This window comes from Burkholderia sp. AU30280 (assembly GCF_020420125.1).
In the GTDB taxonomy this organism is placed as follows: Bacteria; Pseudomonadota; Gammaproteobacteria; order Burkholderiales; family Burkholderiaceae; genus Burkholderia.
Window position 1 is genome coordinate 344,084 of the sequence record NZ_JAIZRY010000005.1, and the last position, 18,582, is coordinate 362,665.

Sequence of the window (18,582 nt, forward strand, 5' to 3'; positions counted from 1 at the left end):
GTAGTGAATTAAATGAAATTGTTGTCGATTATTTTTTTGATTATGTGCCGGATCATTGATGTCACGTCGGTGCAGTCCCTCCTCGTGGGGCGGATGCACCAATAGAAGACGAAATCCGCTAGGTGAAAGCCTCGCGGTTTTTTACTTTGGAGACGCAGCAATACAATGCAAGTCGGCGAGCGTTGGGCCGCGTGAGATCTGGTCGACGTGGGATGAAGATCGAAGCACCGGGCGCGTTTCTGAATACGACCCATTGGGTCTGCGCCGTGATTCGGCGGATCGCGACGACGGCGTGGGTGCGCAAACTCAGTACGGCTAGCAGGGAAGTCGATGGTGCCCCATCTTCGAATGCTTGATACAGCAGTGCTTCTTCCCGGCTCCGCCCGCGTGCCTGGCCGATCCGCTGATTCATTGACACAACCAGGGCGTTTAACCCGATGAATAAGGTTCGGCTAGTCGGCAATGGGCGTTTTACCGTGTCTGCAAAACCAACGTTTCATCATTGGTTTCCGAACCTTCGCGGTCCTGCAGCTGTAGGCAAGAAATTGACCTATGTGTGGAAATTAAGTCGAACCGGCGGTGGCGGGCAGCGCGCTGGCCGGCCCTCAGCACGGCTCCGCGCTCTTGAGGTGCAGCGAGCCTTGATGATCGATCGTCATCGACATGTCGGTGGAATTCCAGTGAACGCAAGGCGGGAGCCGCCGGTCGTGTAAGTCAGTGCGTACCAGCGGCCGGGTGCGGCGCAACGTCCGGTTGCACCGCATTCGTCGTCGGAATCGACCACGGTAAGCCGCACGCCGGTGGCGCGCGCATTTTGACCTACGCTATAGGAACGCGCGGAACCCGGCATGTGCCATGCCGGCACTTCGCGCGCGGACGATCGCGCGTCGCGCGCAAGCCGCGACGCGGGCGTCGTGACGATTCCCACTTGATGGAGACGAACATGTCGATTCGACTAGGCGAGGACGCGCCCGATTTCACCGCGGAGACCACCGAGGGAACGATCCGCTTTCATGAATGGATCGGCGACCACTGGGCCATCCTGTTTTCCCATCCGAAGGATTTCACGCCGGTGTGCACGACCGAACTCGGCTACATGGCCGGGCTCAAGCCGGAATTCGACAAGCGCAACACGAAGATCATCGGGCTGTCGATCGATCCGGTCAGCGATCACCGGAAGTGGGTGTCGGATATCGCTGAAACGCAGGGGCACGCGGTCAACTATCCGCTGATCGGCGACGACGAACTGAAGGTCGCGAAACTGTACGACATGATTCATCCGAATGCGAGCGGCGGCACGCGCACGGCGGTCGACAACGCGACCGTGCGCTCGGTGTTCGTCATCGGGCCGGACAAGAAGGTCAAGGCGATGCTCGTCTATCCGATGAGCGCGGGGCGCAACTTCGACGAGGTACTGCGCCTGCTCGACGCGCTCCAGCTCAACGCGAAGCATACGGTGGCGACGCCGGTGAACTGGAAGCCCGGCGACGATGTCATCATTCCGACGTCGGTGTCGGACGATGCTGCGAAGCAGAAGTATCCGGAAGGCTTCCGGACGCTGAAGCCGTACCTGCGCTACGTGACGCAGCCGCGCTGACGCGCCGTGCGGGCCGGATGCCGGCCATGCAGGATCACGACGGGGCGGCCCGCGCGACATCGACAGCGGCGGCGCGGGCCGGGCAATGCGCACCAAGTCCGTATGAAGCACGCATCAAACAAGCATCAACCAGCGACGGAGCGACTTCGCGATGATCTTCCGGCAACTCTTCGACCCGCAATCGTCGACGTATACGTACCTGCTCGCCGACAGCACGTCGCGCGAAGCGCTGCTGATCGATCCCGTGTTCGAGCAGGTGCGCCGCGACGCGGCGCTGCTCGACGAGCTCGGGTTGCGGCTCGTCGCGACCGTCGACACGCACGTGCATGCCGATCATGTGACGGGCGCATGGCTGCTGAAGCAACGCACGGGCAGCACGATCGCGATCTCGGCCGCGAGCGGCGCGCAGGGCGCGGATCGTTACCTGAACGACGGCGACCGCTGCGCCTTCGGCACGCGCTACCTGACCGTGCGCGCGACGCCCGGCCACACGAGCGGCTGCATCAGCCTCGTGCTCGACGACGAATCGATGGCGTTCACCGGCGATTGCCTGCTGATCCGCGGCACGGGCCGCACCGACTTCCAGCAGGGCGACCCGCGCGCGCTGTATCGCGCGGTGCACGGCCGGCTCTTCACGCTCCCGGCCGCGTGCCTGCTGTATCCGGCTCACGACTATCGCGGGCTCACGGTGACGAGCGTCGGGGAAGAGCGGCGTTTCAATCCGCGTCTCGGCGGCGATCTGAGCGAAGACGATTTCGCGGGCTACATGCGCAACCTCGGGCTCGCGCATCCGCGCCAGATCGACGTCGCGGTGCCGGCGAACCTGCAATGCGGCGTCGCCGCGCACGCGCCCGACGCGCAGGCGGCAGCCGACTGGGCGCCGCTCGTCTATACGTTCGCCGGATTCTGGGAAATCGATCCGCAATGGCTCGAGGATCATCTGCCGGCCGTGCAGGTCGTCGACGTGCGCGAACCGGACGAATTCACGGGCCCGCTCGGCCATCTGCCCGGTGCGACGCTGATCCCGCTCGGCGAACTGGCCGCACGCGCCGGCGAGATTGCGCGCGACCGGCCGGTCGTGACCGTGTGCCGGGCCGGCGGGCGATCCGCACAGGCGACCGTGATCCTGCGGAGGGCCGGCTTCGACGCGGTCGCGAATCTCGGCGGCGGGATGCTGCGCTGGCGTGCCGAAGGGCGCGTTGTGACGGACGGCCGGTCGTAACGGCCCGAGTCGCACGATAAAAAATTCCGGGTTGCTGTCGAAACGGCCGCGTGCCGTTCGTCGTGAAGGTATCCGATCATGCGGCGCCGCATCAGGCGGCGCCGAAACCCCTGAGAGACCGCACGATGATGCCGACACTTTACGCCCACCCCTTTTCGTCCTACTGCCAGAAGGTGCTGACTGCGCTGTACGAGAACGGCACGCCGTTCGAGTATCGCGTGCTCGCGCACGACGATCCGAAGCCGATGCAGGAACTGGCCGCGCTGTGGCCGCTGAAACGCTTTCCGGTGCTCGTCGATGCCGGCCGCACGGTGATCGAGGCGTCGATCATCATCGAGTATCTCGGCCTGAATCATCCGGGCCCCGTGCGCCTGCTGCCCGACGATCCGCATGCGGCGCTCGAGGTGCGGGTGATGGATCGTTTCTTCGACAACTACGTGTCGACGCCGCAGCAGAAGGTCGTGCACGACGCGTTGCGTCCGGAAGCCGAGCGCGATGCGCGCGGTGTTGCCGATGCACGCGCGATGCTGGAGACGTCGTATGCGTGGCTGGACAAGAAGATGGCCGATCGCGAATGGGCGGCCGGCGACCGCTTCAGCCTCGCCGACTGCGGCGCGGCGCCGTTCCTGTTCTACGCTGACTGGACGCACCGGATCGATCCGTCGTTCGCGAACGTGATTGCGTACCGCCGGCGCCTGCTGGCGCGGCCGTCGTTCGCGCGCGCGGTCGACGAGGCGCGGCCGTTTCGATCGTTCTTTCCGCTGGGTGCACCTGATCGCGACTGATCGGCGCGGCCGTCGCGCGGCGCGCGGTTGCCGCGCATGGCCGGCAGCGGGTGCCGGGGCGACGGCGGAACGTAAGCAGTGGCACCATCGTGGCGTCTCCCCGTTACATCGTGTGGGTGGCCGACTGCGCAAGCGTCGGCAACGCGTCGAACTGCGTGATCAGCTCGAAGCACGGCAGGAACGCGAGCGTATAGGCCGGCGCGGGGAAGCGCCGGATCGTCGCCAGCACCTGCGGCGCGAAGCGCGAGCGGATCGTGTGATGCATCAGCGGACCGCACGTGATGCGGGTGACGAAGATCTGGATCGTGGTGTCGAAATGGTTCATGTCGTGCGACCCCGGCGGACCGCAGGGCATGAAGTGCGGCCGGCAGGATCTGGAAGCGCGCTCGCACCGGAGCGCAACGGGGGCAAGTATGTCACCCGTTATTTCGAAGAAAATGCGAAAAAATACCGGGAATCCCCTGATAAAACGGGGCTGTGCGGTGGGGCCGGATGGGTGAGCGCCGCGTGGCGGGGCGCATCGGATCGTCCGGCGTTTTCGCATCGATGCATACGGCCGCCGGAAAAATAATGGGTTGAACTGGACATTCGTTCGAGCCGGTGCGGATCTTGCGCGGAATGGGCGCTTTTCATGCCGAATTCGCACGAATCTGCCAGGCATGCGCAGCGGCATGCGTGCGCTGATCGAAAATAAAAGAAAAGGCGGGCAAGCCCGGTGGACCTGCCCGCCTGGTATGTGCGATGCAGATATTCAGTGGCGCCAGATCCGCACGGCGAGCGCGGCCAGCGAGGTGACGACGGCCAGCGCGGTCACCGCATTCCAGCCCAGTTGCGCGAGCAACAAACTGCCGATCGCGGCGCCGGCCGCCATTCCGATGAACATGCCGACGAACAGCACCGCATCGAGGCGGCTGCGCGACGCCGGGTCGATCCGGTAGACGATCGCCTGGTGCGCGATCAGCGTGGCCTGCATGCCCAGGTCGAAGCCGATCGTCGCGACCGCGAGCAGCACGAGCTGCGCATGCGGCGACATCAACGGTGCGGCGGCCATCGACGCGAACGACACCGTCGCGATGCCGACGCCGATGCGCGTGACGCGTTCGGGGCCATGATGGTCGGCCAGGCGTCCGGCAATCGGCGCGGCCAGCGCCCCGGCCGCACCTGCAAGGCCGAAGGCGCCCGCGGCTGCGCTGCTGGGGGTGGGTGCGTGCGTCGGCTCGTCATGGATGCTGGCCGACCACCTCGCGCGCGGCGAACTCGTGCACCTCGCGCCCGAGTGGCAGGCCGCGCCGTTGCCCGTCTACCTGACCTACCCGCATACCCGACGCGATAGGCGCCGGGCGGCCTCGGCGGCTTCAACCGCGCCGGATGCCTTCGGGCAGCGCGCTGATGCGGCGCACCTCGGGCGAATCGAGCCACGCACGCGACGTCGCGCAGTCGGCGAACATGTCGGTCGCGTCTTCGCCCCAGAACAGGTCACCGTCGAGTTCGAAGGTCGGCACGCCGAATACGCCATGCGCGATCGCATCGTCGGTGTTCGCGCGCAGCGCGTCCTTCACCGGCTGGGCGTCGACGGCGGTCACGCCTTCCGGAAAGCCGACGGCTTCGCACAGCGCGGCGAAGCCTTCCGGCGTCGACACGTCCTGGCCGTCGCGCCAGATATGCCGGAAGATCCGCCGGATCGCGTCAGGCGAATTGCCCATCGCGATCGCGAGGCGCAGCGGCTTGATCGGATTGAACGGGTGCGCGGGCGGCATCCGGAACGGGATGCCGAGCTTGTCCGCGCGATATTGCGCGTGGCGATAGGTGAAGACGCGTTTCGCCGCGATCTCGGCCGGCGCTTTCTGGCCCCAGTGTGCGAGCAGTGCGCCGAGCACGATGGGCCGCGGCTCGAACGCGGCGGCGGGCGGCAACCGGTTGAATTGTTCCTGCTGCAGGTAGGCGAACGGGGAAACGAAATCGAAATACCAGGTGGCGGTGCGCGCGGCGTTCATCGCGAGAGTCTCCTCGTACGGGCCCGGATGGGCGGGTGCGGACCAGTGTCGCACGCGGCGGCGTTTTGCGCTGCCGCATCGCTAGCCCGTCGCCGGCGCGGACGGCCGCTACGTGGCCTCCACCAGCGCCGCGAGCCTTGCCAGCGCCATTTGCCAGGCGGCTTCGTTGTCGGTGGCCGGCACACCGGGCGGCACACCGTCGTGCACGGCTTCCACGCGCGTGCCGCCCGCTTCGTCGGACAGCGTGATCGTGATCGTCATCGCGCCGCGCAGCATCGGATCGTCGGTCTCGAACACGTCGATCTCGACGATCCGCTCGTCGGGCACGAGCGTGACGAAGCGGCCGTGATAGGTATCGGTGCGCGCGGTGGTCTTGCCGGCGCCGGCCGACGGCGCGTCGTAGCTCAGCGACACGCGCAGCGCGCCGCCCTCGCGTGCGTCGTACGCATGCACACGGCACGTCATGCCGTCGGGCACCTTCCATTGCTCGACCGCGTGCGGATCGAGCAGTGCACGGTAGACGCGGCCGCGCGGGGCGTTCAGGTGCCGGCTGACCCGGGTCGAATGCGTGTGCGTGTGCAACATGTTGCCTCCCGCGAAGCGCGCGACGGTGCGCGCCGGCGGCCGGCGTGTCGTCACGCTTCCTTCAGGAATCCTAGGCGCGCGCGACGCGGCATGCAATGACCGCGCACCCGCCGCGCTCAGCGCAGCGCGGCCGCGAAGGCGCCGAGTTGCGTGATGCAGATGTTCCAGCCCTCGAAAAAACCGTGCGCTTCATGACGTTCGCGGGTGGGGGCGTCCGAATGCATCACGCCCGCTTCGTAGCGGCTGCCGGCAGCGTCGTCGGCCATCCGAACGGCGCTGCAACGGAAATTTTCATCGCGTAGGATGATGGGGCGGTAACACGCGCCGACCGGGTGCGGCGTTGCCGCAAGCCCGCCGCCGTTGCGCGAGCCGCGACGATCGGCCGGTGCTCCTTCCGATCCGGACGCACGCCGAACCCGCGCGTGCGGCCCACCTGACTACTGACTACCGGAGATGGCATGACCGAATCCGTTACCGTCCGCCGTGTCGACGCGGACGAAGCGAAGACCTGTATCGATGCGCTGGCCGACGTGCTGATCGATTGCGTCGAGGGCGGCGCGTCCGTCAGCTTCATGTTGCCGATCGAGCGGACGACTGCCGTCGCGTTCTGGACGAAGGTCGCCGACGGCGTCGCGAACGGCGAGCGCATCCTGCTCGTTGCCGAGGACGCGGCCGGCCGGATCGTCGGCACCGTGCAGGTCGTGACCGCGCAGCCCGAGAACCAGCCGCATCGCGCGGACATCTCGAAGATGCTCGTGTCGCGGCACGCGCGCCGGCAGGGCATCGCCGCGCGGCTGATGGCGGCGGCCGATACGGCCGCGCGCGACGCCGGCAAGACCGTGCTCGTGCTCGATACCGTGACGGGCGGCGACGCCGAGCGGCTGTACGAGCGGGCCGGCTGGCAGCGCGTCGGCGTCGTGCCGAACTACGCGCTGATGCCTGACGGCACGCTCTGCGCGACGACGTATTTCCACAAGCAACTCGCGTAGCCGGGCGCGCGATGCAATCCGTTGCACCGATGCTCGTGTTCCTCACGCTGGCGGCCGGTCTCGTCGCGCTGCTCGCGCCTGCGTGGCTCGCGGCCGCGTGGCGCTGCCGCACGCAGGTGCCGTGGCGCGTGTTCTTCTACGGGATGCTGACCTTCTTCGTGTTCCAGCCGGTATTGCGCATGTCCTGGCAGATTCCGCTGTACCGCTGGCTCGCGCACGACCCGCGCTGGCACTTGCCGATGCTCGTGTTTGCGGCGTTGACGGCCGGGCTTTTCGAGGAATGCGGGCGCTGGGTTGCGTTCCGCTATCTGCTGCCGAAGCGGCATGACGCGCCGGCGGCCGTGATGCTCGGGCTCGGGCACGGCGGGCTGGAGGCGATGCTGCTGGTCGGCGTCGGGTTTCTCGCGCTCGGCACGGGCTATCTGCTCGCGTACGCGGGTGTCGTGGTGCCCGAGGGCGTGCAGTCGCTGATCGGGTCGGAGTTCGCGGGCATGACGCTGGCGTCGCCGTTTCTGGCGCTGCTCGAACGCACGAGCGCGCTGGCCGCGCATGTCGGCCTGTCGCTGATCGTGTTGCAGACGTTCGTGCGCGGGACGAAACGCTGGCTGGCGTATGCGATTGCGCTCCATTTCGTATTCGACCTCGCCGCCGTGCTGCTGACGCGGTACTGGCATGTCGAAACGGTGCTGATCGAGGTGATCCTGTTCGCAGCCAGCGTCGCGCTCCTGTTGCTGGGCATTCGCTGGAGCCGCCGGCCGACGGGTGCCGGCGACGCGAGCACGGGGCATATTGCCTGATGGTCAGGGGCCGGTTCGGCCATGTGCGGCGGGGTTCAGCCGCCGGATGGCCGGCGCATGGCCCGTGCGCCACCGGCTGACGAGGCTCAGGGCCATGCCGGCCGTGACGATTGCGATGCCGGCCAGCGCCGCCGCATGCGGCCGTTCGTCGAGCAGCAGCATGGCCTCGAGCGTGGCAAGCGGGGGCATCAGCGCGGCGAAGGTCGCACCGATCGCCGGGCCGAGCGCGACGACGGCCTGGCTGAAACAGTAGAGCGCCAGTACCGACATCAGCACGCCCTGGTAGATCGCCTGCGTCGCGATGGCAGCGACCGGCGCATGCAGCACGGCGCCACCGCGTACGGCCAGATAGAGCGGGCAGTAGAGCACCGCGGAGCCGACCGACACGACGGCCGTCGCGTGCAGCGCACCGCAGCCGGCGCGTTTCGTCGTGACGTTGTAGACGGCCCACAGCAGGCCGCCGAGCATGAACAGCACGAGGGCAGGCAACCCGATCGCGCCGCGCAGCGCATCGGACGCGGCCAGCGCGATGCCGGCCAGGATCGTGACGATGCCGGCGATCTGCGCGGCGCTCAGCCGCTCGTGCGCGACCTGCCGGCCGAGGATCGCCGTGAACGCGATCATGCTGCCGGGCGTCAGCGCGAAGTAGCCGGCCGGCGCATGGCTCAATGCCGCGGCGACGGTCAGGATGTAGGGCGCGCCGGCGCCGATCACCATCGGCGCGACCGACGCCGGGCGCAGCGTGCCGAGCCCGTTGCGCAGCAGGACGGGCAGCAGCAGCGTGCCGGATACGGCGAAACGGATGAACGCGATGTCGTACGCATCGAGGGCCGAATGCGTGACACCGAGACGCGTGACGACCGGAAAGCCGCCCCAGATGAGCGCCGCGAGCAATCCGTAGCCGATGCCGGCGAGCCGTTCGTTTCCGTTCATGTCCTGTCCCTGTCGTGCGGCCGTTGCGGGCCGGTTGAGGGCAAGGATGCGGTGCGCCCGGTAATGCGTCCAATATATTATTCAGGCGCTATTAAGTCGTCAAAAGTCTTTGTTCCGGCGAAGCGGCAGATCGCAGTGGCAAGCGCCGGAATGTCTCCCGGGTTGCGGCGAGCGCAAGCCGGCAATTGGGCGTTGGCCGTGAATCAAGCAGGGCCGGAGATATCGCCAGTCCGTTATAGTCACGCAGGAAAACTACAGCAGAACGCCCCGGAACCACCGCCCCGATGAAACGCTCGCATGTCGCTTTCGCCCTCACGGGCCTGCTCGTTGCGCTGCCGATTGCCGCGTATGCGCTCGTCAAGCCGTTGCGCGTCGTCGCACCCGCGCTGGTCCCCGGCGTGTCGTGCCCGAGCGCCGATATCTGCACGGACGATGCCGCGAGGCTCGGCGACGCGCGACAGCTTTATCGCGACGGCTATGCGCGCGCGGCGGCAGCCGTTGGCCCATTCCAGGAGGCGCCGCGCGTCGTGTTCTGCTCGACGCGGGCGTGTGCGGATGCATTCGGCCTGGGCCAACGCGCGGCGCTGACGCTCGGGAATTTCGGCGTGATCGTCGCACCGCGCGGCTGGCAGACCTACTTTCTCGCGCACGAGCTGATCCATCACCGGCAGGCGGAAGTACTCGGCAACCTGGCCGTCGCGACCAAGCCGCGCTGGTTGATCGAAGGGATGGCGTATTCGCTCAGCGACGATCCGCGCCACCCGCTGGCGGAGCCGTTCGAGTCGTGGCGCGCGCGTTTCGATGCGTGGCATGCGGCGCTCGGCGGGCAGCCGCTGTGGGAGGCCGCGCGGGCGGTTGAATAGCGCGGCAAGGGCACCCAGCGCGTCGACTTGTCCGTCATGCCGGCGCGAGCGGATCGTCGCGTTCGGCGGTGAGCGTGTCCGGCCCTGCGGCGAGGATCTCGTCAGCCAGCGCCGGATCGGTGCCGGCGATCGCGCGCGACAGCACGAGCGCGCCGACCATCCGGCTGAAGGCCGCGTCGCGACGCGTCCGTGCTGGCGTTGCGCCTTCCACGGCCACCATCGGTTCCAGCCGATCGAGATACGTGGCGAGGCCGTGCGCATGGAACCGGCGCCGCGCTGACGTCACCGGAATCCCGAGCCCGTCACCCCCGCGGCGCGTGCAGCGGGGGCGGCGGGCCGTACCGTCAGACGGTGGTGTCGATGATGCCCGGGATCTTCACGTCCGGGTTCACGTCCGCGTCGTAGTCGACGCCGGCGATCTCGAAGCCGAACAGGCGCAGGAACTCGGTCTTGTAGCCGGCGAAGTCGGTCAGCTCGTACAGGTTGTCGTTCGTCACGTGGTTCCACTGCGCGACGACCTTCGCCTGAACTTGCGGATCGAGCTCCTTGTAGTCCGCGCGCAGGCGGCCTTCTTCGTCGACGTGCGGCGTCGCACCGTACAGGCTGTCCTTGAACAGGCCGTACACCTGCTCGATGCAGCCTTCGTGCGTGCCGTTTTCCTTCATCGTCTTGAACAGCAGCGACAGGTACAGCGGCATCATCGGGATCGCCGAGCTGGCCTGCGTGACGACGGCCTTCAGCACCGACACGCGCGCGTCGCCGCCGTGCGCGGCCAGCTTGTCGCGGATCGACAGCACCTTCTTGTCGAGATCCTTCTTCGCTTCGCCGATCGAGCCGTTCCAGTAGATGTCGTGCGTGATCTGCTCGCCGAGATACGTGAACGCGGTGGTCTTCGCGCCGTCGGCCAGCACGCCGGCTTCATCCAGCGCGTCGATCCACATCTGCCAGTCCTCGCCGCCCATCACGGCGACGGTGCCGTCGATCTCTTCCTGCGTCGCCGGCTCCAGCGTGACGTCGCGGATCACTTCCTTGTCGGTGTCGAGGCCGCGGAACGTGACCGTCTTGCCGATCGGCTTGAGCGTCGAGCTGATGGTTTCGCCGGTCTTCGGATGCGTGCGGCGCGGTGCCGCGAGGCTGTAGACGACGAGATCGACCTTGCCGAGATCCTGCTTGATGGTGTCGATCGTGATTTGCTTGACCTTGTCGGAGAATGCGTCGCCGTTGATGCTGCGTGCATAGCGCCCCTTTTCGGCGGCGAATTTCTCGAACGCGGCGCTGTTGTACCAGCCGGCCGTGCCGGGCTTCGTTTCGCTGCCGGCACGCTCGAAGAACACGCCGAGCGTGTCCGCGTCCGAGCCGAAGGCGGCCGAGATCCGGGCGGCGAGGCCGTAGCCGGTCGACGCGCCGATCACGAGCACCTTTTTCGGGCCGTTGGCGATCGGGCCGTGCGAAGTCACGTAGTCGATCTGTTCCTTGACGTTGGCTTCGCAGCCGACCGGATGAGTCGTCACGCAGATGAAGCCACGCACGCGCGGTTTGATGATCATGGAAACCTCTACTCTAGTCAGAAAGGCTGGGACGGCCTGAATTCGGAAAATCCCGCGCATTGTAATGGATGCGGCAGATCGCGGGCGGGCGTGGCCGGAACCCGGCGGATCGTCCGGTTATTTCTCTCTTGACAGAAATAACTGAAATGCCTAAATTTCACGTCATGGAACTCACACCGATTGCCGAACGATTCATTCTCCACTGGGGCGAAATGGGCTCGCGGTGGGGCGTCAACCGCACCGTCTCGCAGATCCACGCGCTGCTCTATCTGGCCGGCCGGCCGATCGCGGCCGACGAGATCGCGGAGACGCTCAACGTGGCGCGCTCCAACGTCAGCACGAGCCTGAAGGAGTTGCAGGCGTGGCGGCTGGCGAAGGTCGTGCATGTGCTGGGCGACCGCCGCGACCACTTCGAGACGTCGACCGACATCTGGGAACTCTTCAAGCTGATCGTCGAAGGGCGGCGGCAGCGCGAGATCGAGCCGACGCTCACGGTGTTGCGCGATTGCCTGACGAATCCGGAGATCGCGAACGAGAGCCGCGAGACCGAGCAGCGCATCCGCGACACGCTGCAGTTCGTCGAAACGCTCACGACCTGGTCGGACGAGATGCTGCGGCTCAAGCCCGATACGCTGATGAAGGCGCTCGGCATCGGCGCGAAGATCAGCCAGACGGTCCGGCGCAAGCCGTCGAAGTAAGCGGGACACGCAGTGCGGGCAGCCAGCCCGCTTTTTTCGGGATTGTTATTTCTGTATGTACAGAAATAACTGTAAAGAGAGGATGAAAATGGACGCTGTCTTGCCGTCGAGCCGCCCGCATGACCGCACCGGGGCGCGCAGCACGACCGTCTTCGTGTGCGGCGCGAACGGCTTCATCGGGCGGGCGCTGTGCGCGCAGCTCGAAGCCGGCGGCCACCGAGTGCTGCGCGGCGTGCGTCATGCGGTCGGTCCGTCCGATGTCGCGATCGACTTCGCGAAGGACGTCGACCCGGACGCGTGGCTCGCGCGGCTCAGGGGCGTCGACGTGGTGATCAATGCGGTCGGCATCCTCGCCGATCGGCGCGGCGCGACGCTCGACGCCGTGCATCGCGCCGCGCCGTGTGCGCTCTTCACCGCGTGCTGCCGCGCCGGCTTGCGGCGCGTGATCCAGATCTCGGCGCTGGGCGTCGAGCGGGGCGACACGCGCTACTTCGCGAGCAAGTACGCAGCCGACCGCTTCCTGCAGACGCTGCCGATCGACTTCCGGATCGTGCGTCCCGCGCTCGTCTATGGCACGGCCGGCGCGTCGGCGCGGCTGTTCCGGATGCTCGCGAGCCTGCCGGTGCAGGTGCTGCCGGCGGGTGGCCATCAGAGGCTGCGCCCCGTGCACGTCGACGATCTCGTCGAAGTCGTCACGCGATGCGTCGATGCGCCGACGGCCGGCCGCGCGGTGATCGACGTGGTCGGCGCCGACGAAATCGAATACCGCGAGATGCTGGCCCGCTATCGCGCCGCACTGGGGTTTCCGCCGGCCGCCCGCATCGCATTGCCGGGCCCGCTGGCCGGCGCGGTGGCCGTGCTGCTCGGCACGCTGCCGGGGGCAATGTTCACGCGTGACACGTGGGCCATGCTGCGCAGCGGGAACACGGGCGATCCGGCTGCGGCCACGGCGATGCTCGGCCGGCCGCCGCGCGGGATCGACGGCTTCATCGGCGCGGAATCGGCCGCGCTGCGTCGCGACGCGCTTGCGATGTGGCGTCGTCCGTTGTTGCGCGGCGCGCTTGCGATCGTGTGGATCTGGACGGCCATCGCCAGCGCGTTCATCCATCCGCTGCACGCGAGCCTCGCGCTGCTCGCGCCCGCGCACCTGACCGGGCTGCCGGCGTTGATCGCGCTCTACGCGGCCAGCGCGCTGGACTTCGCGTTCGGCATCGCAACCGTCGTCGCGCCGTCGCGCCGCCTGTGGGGCGCGCAAGCTGCGCTGATCGTCGCGTATTCGGCGGTCATCGCGGTCACGATGCCGGGCCTGCTCGCCGAACCGTTCGGCCCCGTGCTCAAGAACGTGCCGATTCTCGCGATCCTGTTGATCCTTTTTTCAGAAGAAGAACAAGCATGAATACCTATCTCGTCATCAAGGCGCTTCACATCCTGTCCTCGGTGCTGCTGGTCGGCACGGGGTTCGGCACCGCGTTCTACCTGTTCTTCGCGAACCGCACGCGCTCGGTGCCCGCGATCGCGGCCGTGTCGCGGCTCGTGGTGCGCGCGGACTGGTGGTTCACGACGCCGGCCGTGATCTTCCAGCCGGCATCGGGGCTCTGGCTCGCGCACACGGCCGGCTGGCCGTGGCATACGCCGTGGCTCGTCGCGTCGATCGTGCTGTATGCGATCGCCGGCGCGTGCTGGCTGCCGGTCGTGTGGCTGCAGGTCGAACTGGCTGCGATGGCGAAGCTCGCTCATGCGCACGGCGCGGCCGCGCTGCCGGAACGGTACTGGCGCTACGCGAAGCGCTGGGAACTGCTCGGCTATCCGGCGTTCTTCGCGATGCTGACCGTCTACTTCCTGATGGTGCTCAAGCCGATGTAAGCGCGCTGCCGCCGCTGCACGGAAGCGGCGATGCGGCATGACGGAAAGCAGTCGATCGATTCATGAGGCATGCGACAGACAAAAAGAAGGAATGCGAATCATGAGTTCAAGCGAACTGGTGCTGTACTTCGACGGACGATGTCCGTTATGCGTTGCGGAGATCAGGCGTCTCGGGGCCCGCGACGCGCGCCGGCGGCTGGCTTTCGTCGATATCGCCGAGCCGGGTTTCGATCCCGCGCCGCTGGGCGTCGATCTGCCCGCGCTGAATCGCGAGCTGCACGCGCGCCTGCCCGACGGACGCATGCTGACCGGCGTGGACAGCATCCTGGCCGCCCATGCGCTGACCGGGCGCCGCTGGCTCGTCCGGCTGCTTCGCGTGCCGGCCGTGCGCGGTGCGCTGGCGCCGCTGTATCGCCGCTTCGCGCGCAACCGGCATGCGGTGTCGCGGTGGCTCGGCTATCGCGCCGACGGGCCGTGCGACGGGGCGACGTGCGGTAGCGGTCGCGGCCGTGCCGCCGAACCCGCGGCGGATCGTGCGACGGATCGTCCGGCGGGTGACGCGGCGCGCCGCATCGTGGTGACCTGGATGTATGGCGCGGCGATCGCACACCTGCTCGTCGGCATGGCCGTTCCGCGGATGGCCGGCGCGCCATGGCTGGACGCGTATCACCGCGTCATCGAGTTGCACTTCTGGGCGGGCGCGGCGCCCGCACCGGCGCGGGCGCAGCAGATCTGGTGGATGTCGCTGATCGGCGCGACGGTGCAGTGCGCGTCGGTCTGGATGCTGGCGCTCGTCCACCTCGGCAACCGGCTGCGCCGGCGGGAAGTGTGGGGATGGTTGCTGGCCGGCCTGTCGATCTGGGCGCCGCAGGACATGCTGTTTTCAATGCAGGCCCATGTATCGGGCCACGTGGCGATCGATGCGGCGGCACTCGTCGCGATGGTGCCGCCGCTCGTCTGGCTGTGGAGGAGGGACACCGAATGAACACCTTGCCTGCTTTCGACTGGGCGCTCAACCTGCTGATCGTGCAGGGCGCGATGGGCGCATTCGATACGCTCTATCACCACGAACTCACGCAGGATCTCCCGCACCGCCCGCGCGCGCGGCTCGAGCTGGCGATTCACGCGGTGCGTTCCGTGCTCTACGGCCTTGTGTTCGCGTCGATCGCGAACGTCGCTTTTCACGGCGCGTGGGTCGCGGCAATCGCGGCGGTGGTCGTCGTCGAGGTGGTGCTGACGCTGTGGGATTTCGTCGTCGAAGATGAGAGCCGCAAGCTGCCGGCAACCGAGCGCGTGTTGCATACGCTGCTGGCCGTCAACGGCGGCGCGCTGTTCGGCATGATCGCGATGCAACTGGCTGCGTGGGCGCACGAGCCGACCGCGCTGCAGGCGATCGATCTGGGCTGGCGAGGCTGGGTGCTGAGCCTGTTCGCCGTCGGCGTGACGGTATCGGGAATCCGCGACGGGATGGCGGCCTGCCGGATCGCACGTTCCGCGCCGATCGCCAATCCGTTCGCGGGGCAGCCGCCGGGGAACGTGCTCGTGACCGGCGGGACCGGCTTCATCGGCGAAACCCTCGTGAACCAGCTGCTCGATGCGGGGCATGCGGTCACGTTGCTGGCGCGCGATCCGCTGCGCGCGGCCTACCTGTTTCACGGCCGCGTGCGCAGCGTCACGTCCGTCGAACAACTGCAGCCTCACGAACGTTTCGACACGGTCATCAATCTCGCGGGCGCGCCGGTGCTCGGGGCGCGCTGGAGCAAGCGCCGGCAGGCGGTGCTGCTTGCCAGCCGCGTCGGCGTCACGGAATCGCTGATGCGCTGGGTCGAGACCGCCGAGGTCAAGCCGCGCACGTGGATCCAGGCATCGGCGATCGGTTACTACGGCGTGCGTCCTGGCGACGAGCGGCTCGACGAAGGCAGCAGCGCCGGCACCGGCTTCATGTCCGAACTGTGCCGGCAGTGGGAGCAGTCCGCGCAGCCGCTCGCGCGCCACGGCGTTCGCTCGGTGGTGCTGCGACTGGGCGTCGTGTTCGGCCCCGGCGGCGCGCTGCGCCCGATGCTGTTGCCGCATTACTTCGGGATGGGCGGGCGATTTGGCGACGGCGCGCAGGTGATGAGCTGGATCCACCGGGACGACGTGCTGCGGATCGTCGCGCGGGCGATGGCGAACCCGGGCATGCACGGCGTCTACAACGCGGTCGCGCCCGCGCCGTTGACCCAGCGCGAGTTCGTGCAGGTCGTGTCGAAGGTGCTGCACCGCCCGGCCTGGCTGCATGTGCCGGCCGCGCCGCTGCGCATCGCGATGGGCGAGATGGCCGAGCTGCTGCTGGACGGGCAGCGCGTGGTGCCGGCGCGGCTGCATCAGGACGGATTCATGTTCCGGTTCCCGACGGCCGAGCATGCGCTGCGCGACCTGACGAATCGGCCGCATGCGGATTTTTCGCGTACGGCCTGTCGTGTGCCGCGTGGTCGTGTATAAATTCGGCATGAACGCGTTCGGGACGTGTCGTGCGTCCCGGGCGCTCCGCATCCGACCTCACAAGGAGACTGCATGCTGCACATCCTCGGCAAGATCCCGTCCATCAACGTTCGCAAGGTGCTGTGGCTGTGCACCGAGCTGAATCTGCCGTTCGAACAGGAAGACTGGGGCGCGGGCTTTCGCACGACCAACGATCCGGCGTATCTCGCGCTGAATCCGAACGGTCTCGTGCCCGTCATCAAGGACGACGATTTCGTGCTCTGGGAATCGAACACGATCATCCGCTATCTCGCGAACCGCTATGGCGGCGACGCGCTGTATCCGGCCGAGCCGCAGGCGCGCGCGCGGGTCGATCAATGGATCGACTGGCAGGGTGCCGACCTGAACCGCTCGTGGGTGGGCGCGTTCCTCGGCCTCGTGCGGAAATCGCCCGATCACCAGGATCCGGCCGGCATCGCGCAGTCGATCGCGGGCTGGACGAAGCACATGCAGGTGCTGAACGCGCAGCTCGAAACGACCGGCGCGTACGTGGCCGGCAACAGCTTCACGCTCGCGGACATTCCGATCGGCCTGTCGGTGAACCGCTGGTTCGGCACGCCGTTCGAGCACCCGGATTTCCCGGCGGTCTCGCGCTATATCGAGCGTCTCGCGACGCGCGAAGGTTTCCAGAAATACGCGGGCAGCGCGAACCCGTGATGTCTCGCAGGTAGCGCGCGGCGCGGCGGCGTGGCAATCGCCGCCGCGTCCGCGTCATGAACGGCATGCACGGGCCCGCGGGCCCATTGTCATGCGCCGGGCGCCGGCACCGCGTCAAGCACGCGTGCGAGGAACGCCTCGTGATTCCACGCGGATTCCGGCCGCGACAGCCCGAGCCGCACCACCACCAGTTGCCGGCTCGGCACCACGCTCACGAACTGGCCTTCATGGCCGACCGCATGGAACGCGTCGGCCGGCATCGCGACCGCATGTGGATCGCGATCGTTGAACGGCTCCGGCACCTTGACCCACAGCTGCGCGCCGTACTCCTGTCGCTCGGACTGCGGCGTCGCGCGCGTCAGGTAGCGCACCCAGCCTTCCGGCAGCAGCCGTTGCCCGTCCCATACGCCGTCTTGCAGCAGCAACTGCCCGAAGCGCGCCCAGTCGCGTGCGCTCGCATACATGTACGACGGACTGACGAGCGTGCCCGATGCATCGGGCTCGAACACCGCGCTGCGCATCCCGAGCGGCGCGAACAGCGCGCGGCGCGGAAACGCGAGGTAGTCGTCCTCGCTGCCGCCTAATGCTTCGCGCATCACGCGCGCGATGATCGCGCTCGTGCCGCTCGAGTAGGACCACCGCGTGCCGGGTGTCGCGGCGAGCGGCTTTGCCGACGCAAACCGCGCGGTATCGGGCTGCTCGTACAGCATCAACGCGACGTCGGACAGCGCGTCGTCGTAGTTCTCGTTGAATTGCAGGCCGCTCGTCATCCGCAGCAGCTCGTCGAGCGTGATGGCCGCGCGCGGATCGCCGCTGTCGCGCCATTCGGGCAGCAGGGCCGACGCGTTCGCCGACAGCTTGTGCTGGGCGACGAGCACGCCGACCAGCGCGGCCGTCACGGTCTTCGTCATCGACCAGCCGAGCAGCGGCGTGTCGGCCGTGAAACCGGGCGCATAGCGTTCGGCGATCACCTGGCCGCGCCACATCACGACGACCGCGCGCGTGCGCCGCGGCCGCGCCGGATCGGGCTCGTCGAATGCGCGGTCGAGCGCGGCCCGCAGCTTCCGCGCGTCGATGCCGGCCGGCGGCGTGGCCGGTGCCGGCTGCGCGGGTGGCGGATCGGGGAGCGGCGGCAGCGCGGCCGGCAACGCGCCGGGCGACGGCCCGATCGCGAGCGTGCAGCCGAGCCCGGGTCGAAAGTCGGCTTCACGTCCGGCGAAGCCGGCGAAGGTCGCCGTCGCGCGATGATGGTCGGGGTCGATCGAGGGGCGCACCAGCTTCAGCAGCGGATGCACGCCGGCCATGATGTCGACGTCGATCACGGACGCGGCCGGGCGGCCCGACACGTACACGCCGGAACACAGCGTCTTCGCCGCATAGCCGGTCGCGATCGGCGCGAGCCGGGCCAGCATGGTGCCCGTGTAGCCGACCGCGGCGACGACGCCGAGCGCGACGCCGCCCAGGATCAGCTTCTTGAAGGGGATCGTCATGCGCGAGCGTCCTCGGTGGTATGCCGGCAGGCAGCGATCCGG

17 protein-coding genes and 5 pseudogenes are annotated in these 18,582 nt (G+C 67.8%); 13 read left to right on the top strand and 9 right to left on the bottom strand.

Going from position 1 to position 18,582, the window contains the following annotated elements:
* Positions 1-943: 943 nt before the first annotated feature.
* The 3 genes from LGN17_RS14385 (at position 944) to LGN17_RS14395 (ending at position 3,604) form a co-directional block, all read left to right on the top strand.
* Positions 944-1,597, top strand: coding sequence for a peroxiredoxin (locus LGN17_RS14385; RefSeq protein ID WP_226197389.1), 654 nt, complete (start codon positions 944-946; stop codon positions 1,595-1,597).
* Between the two features lie 151 nt (positions 1,598-1,748).
* Complete coding sequence (locus tag LGN17_RS14390; RefSeq protein ID WP_226197390.1) at positions 1,749-2,819, top strand: MBL fold metallo-hydrolase; 1,071 nt, start codon at positions 1,749-1,751, stop codon at positions 2,817-2,819.
* Between the two features lie 125 nt (positions 2,820-2,944).
* On the top strand, positions 2,945-3,604 hold the full coding sequence (locus LGN17_RS14395; protein WP_226197391.1) for a glutathione S-transferase family protein: 660 nt from the start codon (positions 2,945-2,947) through the stop codon (positions 3,602-3,604).
* Positions 3,605-3,707: 103 nt separating this feature from the next.
* On the opposite strand, the pseudogene LGN17_RS14400 reads toward LGN17_RS14395, so the two are convergent.
* Positions 3,708-3,872 (bottom strand): annotated as a pseudogene (locus LGN17_RS14400) (phosphoesterase); the annotation flags it as partial.
* A gap of 483 nt (positions 3,873-4,355) precedes the next feature.
* Positions 4,356-4,799: pseudogene (locus LGN17_RS14405) on the bottom strand (MFS transporter); the annotation flags it as partial.
* On the opposite strand from LGN17_RS14405, the pseudogene LGN17_RS14410 reads away from it, so the two are divergent.
* Positions 4,786-4,929: pseudogene (locus tag LGN17_RS14410) on the top strand (LysR family transcriptional regulator); the annotation flags it as partial. The pseudogenes LGN17_RS14405 and LGN17_RS14410 sit on opposite strands and share 14 nt — an antisense overlap.
* Positions 4,930-4,959: 30 nt before the next feature.
* Here the strand turns inward: LGN17_RS14410 and LGN17_RS14415 are convergent.
* The 3 genes and pseudogenes from LGN17_RS14415 to LGN17_RS14425 all read right to left on the bottom strand — a co-directional run.
* Positions 4,960-5,598: a 2-hydroxychromene-2-carboxylate isomerase gene (locus LGN17_RS14415; RefSeq protein ID WP_226197392.1), complete on the bottom strand. Its 639-nt coding sequence runs from the start codon at positions 5,596-5,598 to the stop codon at positions 4,960-4,962.
* Positions 5,599-5,706: 108 nt separating this feature from the next.
* Complete coding sequence (locus LGN17_RS14420) at positions 5,707-6,183, bottom strand: SRPBCC family protein (protein WP_226197393.1); 477 nt, start codon at positions 6,181-6,183, stop codon at positions 5,707-5,709.
* 116 nt (positions 6,184-6,299) lie between these two features.
* Positions 6,300-6,455, bottom strand: a pseudogene (locus LGN17_RS14425) (polyketide cyclase); the annotation flags it as partial.
* A gap of 186 nt (positions 6,456-6,641) precedes the next feature.
* Between LGN17_RS14425 and LGN17_RS14430 the strand changes: the two are divergent.
* Positions 6,642-7,172, top strand: a complete 531-nt coding sequence (locus LGN17_RS14430) for a GNAT family N-acetyltransferase (protein ID WP_226197395.1) — start codon at positions 6,642-6,644, stop codon at positions 7,170-7,172.
* 11 nt (positions 7,173-7,183) lie between these two features.
* Positions 7,184-7,969, top strand: coding sequence for a YhfC family intramembrane metalloprotease (locus tag LGN17_RS14435; RefSeq protein ID WP_226197396.1), 786 nt, complete (start codon positions 7,184-7,186; stop codon positions 7,967-7,969).
* A gap of 3 nt (positions 7,970-7,972) precedes the next feature.
* On the opposite strand, the gene LGN17_RS14440 is transcribed toward LGN17_RS14435, so the two are convergent.
* The gene (locus LGN17_RS14440) at positions 7,973-8,902 is read right to left on the bottom strand and encodes a DMT family transporter (RefSeq protein ID WP_226197397.1); all 930 of its coding nucleotides are present in this window, start codon (positions 8,900-8,902) and stop codon (positions 7,973-7,975) included.
* 284 nt (positions 8,903-9,186) lie between these two features.
* Here LGN17_RS14440 and LGN17_RS14445 point away from each other — a divergent pair, with 284 nt between their 5' ends.
* Positions 9,187-9,765, top strand: coding sequence for a hypothetical protein (locus LGN17_RS14445; RefSeq protein WP_226197398.1), 579 nt, complete (start codon positions 9,187-9,189; stop codon positions 9,763-9,765).
* A gap of 34 nt (positions 9,766-9,799) precedes the next feature.
* On the opposite strand, the pseudogene LGN17_RS14450 reads toward LGN17_RS14445, so the two are convergent.
* Both LGN17_RS14450 and fabV read right to left on the bottom strand, forming a co-directional pair.
* Positions 9,800-10,036, bottom strand: a pseudogene (locus LGN17_RS14450) (TetR/AcrR family transcriptional regulator); the annotation flags it as partial.
* 73 nt (positions 10,037-10,109) lie between these two features.
* Positions 10,110-11,312, bottom strand: coding sequence for an enoyl-ACP reductase FabV (gene fabV, locus LGN17_RS14455; protein WP_226197399.1), 1,203 nt, complete (start codon positions 11,310-11,312; stop codon positions 10,110-10,112).
* 164 nt (positions 11,313-11,476) lie between these two features.
* Between fabV and LGN17_RS14460 the strand changes: the two genes are divergently transcribed.
* From LGN17_RS14460 to LGN17_RS14485, 6 genes are all read left to right on the top strand, one after another.
* Positions 11,477-12,010, top strand: a complete 534-nt coding sequence (locus tag LGN17_RS14460; RefSeq protein ID WP_011353812.1) for a GbsR/MarR family transcriptional regulator — start codon at positions 11,477-11,479, stop codon at positions 12,008-12,010.
* Positions 12,011-12,098: 88 nt separating this feature from the next.
* Positions 12,099-13,406, top strand: coding sequence for an SDR family oxidoreductase (locus LGN17_RS14465; RefSeq protein WP_226197400.1), 1,308 nt, complete (start codon positions 12,099-12,101; stop codon positions 13,404-13,406).
* On the top strand, positions 13,403-13,873 hold the full coding sequence (locus LGN17_RS14470; RefSeq protein ID WP_226197401.1) for a DUF2269 family protein: 471 nt from the start codon (positions 13,403-13,405) through the stop codon (positions 13,871-13,873). Before LGN17_RS14465 ends, LGN17_RS14470 begins: the two co-directional genes overlap by 4 nt.
* A gap of 100 nt (positions 13,874-13,973) precedes the next feature.
* Positions 13,974-14,858 carry a thiol-disulfide oxidoreductase DCC family protein gene (locus LGN17_RS14475; RefSeq protein ID WP_226197402.1) on the top strand — a complete coding sequence of 295 codons (885 nt, stop codon included), beginning with the start codon at positions 13,974-13,976 and terminating at the stop codon, positions 14,856-14,858.
* Positions 14,855-16,354: a TIGR01777 family oxidoreductase gene (locus LGN17_RS14480; RefSeq protein WP_226197403.1), complete on the top strand. Its 1,500-nt coding sequence runs from the start codon at positions 14,855-14,857 to the stop codon at positions 16,352-16,354. The genes LGN17_RS14475 and LGN17_RS14480 overlap by 4 nt, the downstream gene beginning before the upstream one ends.
* A 72-nt stretch (positions 16,355-16,426) precedes the next feature.
* Entirely contained in the window at positions 16,427-17,050 is a 624-nt protein-coding gene (locus LGN17_RS14485; protein ID WP_226197404.1) for a glutathione S-transferase family protein, read from the top strand.
* Positions 17,051-17,139: 89 nt separating this feature from the next.
* Here LGN17_RS14485 and LGN17_RS14490 read toward each other — a convergent pair whose 3' ends face one another.
* Entirely contained in the window at positions 17,140-18,540 is a 1,401-nt protein-coding gene (locus LGN17_RS14490; RefSeq protein WP_226197405.1) for a serine hydrolase domain-containing protein, read from the bottom strand.
* Positions 18,541-18,582 lie beyond the last annotated feature (42 nt).

Bases quoted from the DNA above. Each gene is read 5' to 3' on its own strand.
- LGN17_RS14385 (WP_226197389.1), top strand. From the start codon at position 944: ATGTCGATTCGACTAGGCGAGGACGCGCCCGATTTCACCGCGGAGACC.
- LGN17_RS14390 (WP_226197390.1), top strand. From the start codon at position 1,749: ATGATCTTCCGGCAACTCTTCGACCCGCAATCGTCGACGTATACGTAC.
- LGN17_RS14395 (WP_226197391.1), top strand. From the start codon at position 2,945: ATGATGCCGACACTTTACGCCCACCCCTTTTCGTCCTACTGCCAGAAG.
- LGN17_RS14415 (WP_226197392.1), bottom strand. From the start codon at position 5,598: ATGAACGCCGCGCGCACCGCCACCTGGTATTTCGATTTCGTTTCCCCG.
- LGN17_RS14420 (WP_226197393.1), bottom strand. From the start codon at position 6,183: ATGTTGCACACGCACACGCATTCGACCCGGGTCAGCCGGCACCTGAAC.
- LGN17_RS14430 (WP_226197395.1), top strand. From the start codon at position 6,642: ATGACCGAATCCGTTACCGTCCGCCGTGTCGACGCGGACGAAGCGAAG.
- LGN17_RS14435 (WP_226197396.1), top strand. From the start codon at position 7,184: ATGCAATCCGTTGCACCGATGCTCGTGTTCCTCACGCTGGCGGCCGGT.
- LGN17_RS14440 (WP_226197397.1), bottom strand. From the start codon at position 8,902: ATGAACGGAAACGAACGGCTCGCCGGCATCGGCTACGGATTGCTCGCG.
- LGN17_RS14445 (WP_226197398.1), top strand. From the start codon at position 9,187: ATGAAACGCTCGCATGTCGCTTTCGCCCTCACGGGCCTGCTCGTTGCG.
- fabV (WP_226197399.1), bottom strand. From the start codon at position 11,312: ATGATCATCAAACCGCGCGTGCGTGGCTTCATCTGCGTGACGACTCAT.
- LGN17_RS14460 (WP_011353812.1), top strand. From the start codon at position 11,477: ATGGAACTCACACCGATTGCCGAACGATTCATTCTCCACTGGGGCGAA.
- LGN17_RS14465 (WP_226197400.1), top strand. From the start codon at position 12,099: ATGGACGCTGTCTTGCCGTCGAGCCGCCCGCATGACCGCACCGGGGCG.
- LGN17_RS14470 (WP_226197401.1), top strand. From the start codon at position 13,403: ATGAATACCTATCTCGTCATCAAGGCGCTTCACATCCTGTCCTCGGTG.
- LGN17_RS14475 (WP_226197402.1), top strand. From the start codon at position 13,974: ATGAGTTCAAGCGAACTGGTGCTGTACTTCGACGGACGATGTCCGTTA.
- LGN17_RS14480 (WP_226197403.1), top strand. From the start codon at position 14,855: ATGAACACCTTGCCTGCTTTCGACTGGGCGCTCAACCTGCTGATCGTG.
- LGN17_RS14485 (WP_226197404.1), top strand. From the start codon at position 16,427: ATGCTGCACATCCTCGGCAAGATCCCGTCCATCAACGTTCGCAAGGTG.
- LGN17_RS14490 (WP_226197405.1), bottom strand. From the start codon at position 18,540: ATGACGATCCCCTTCAAGAAGCTGATCCTGGGCGGCGTCGCGCTCGGC.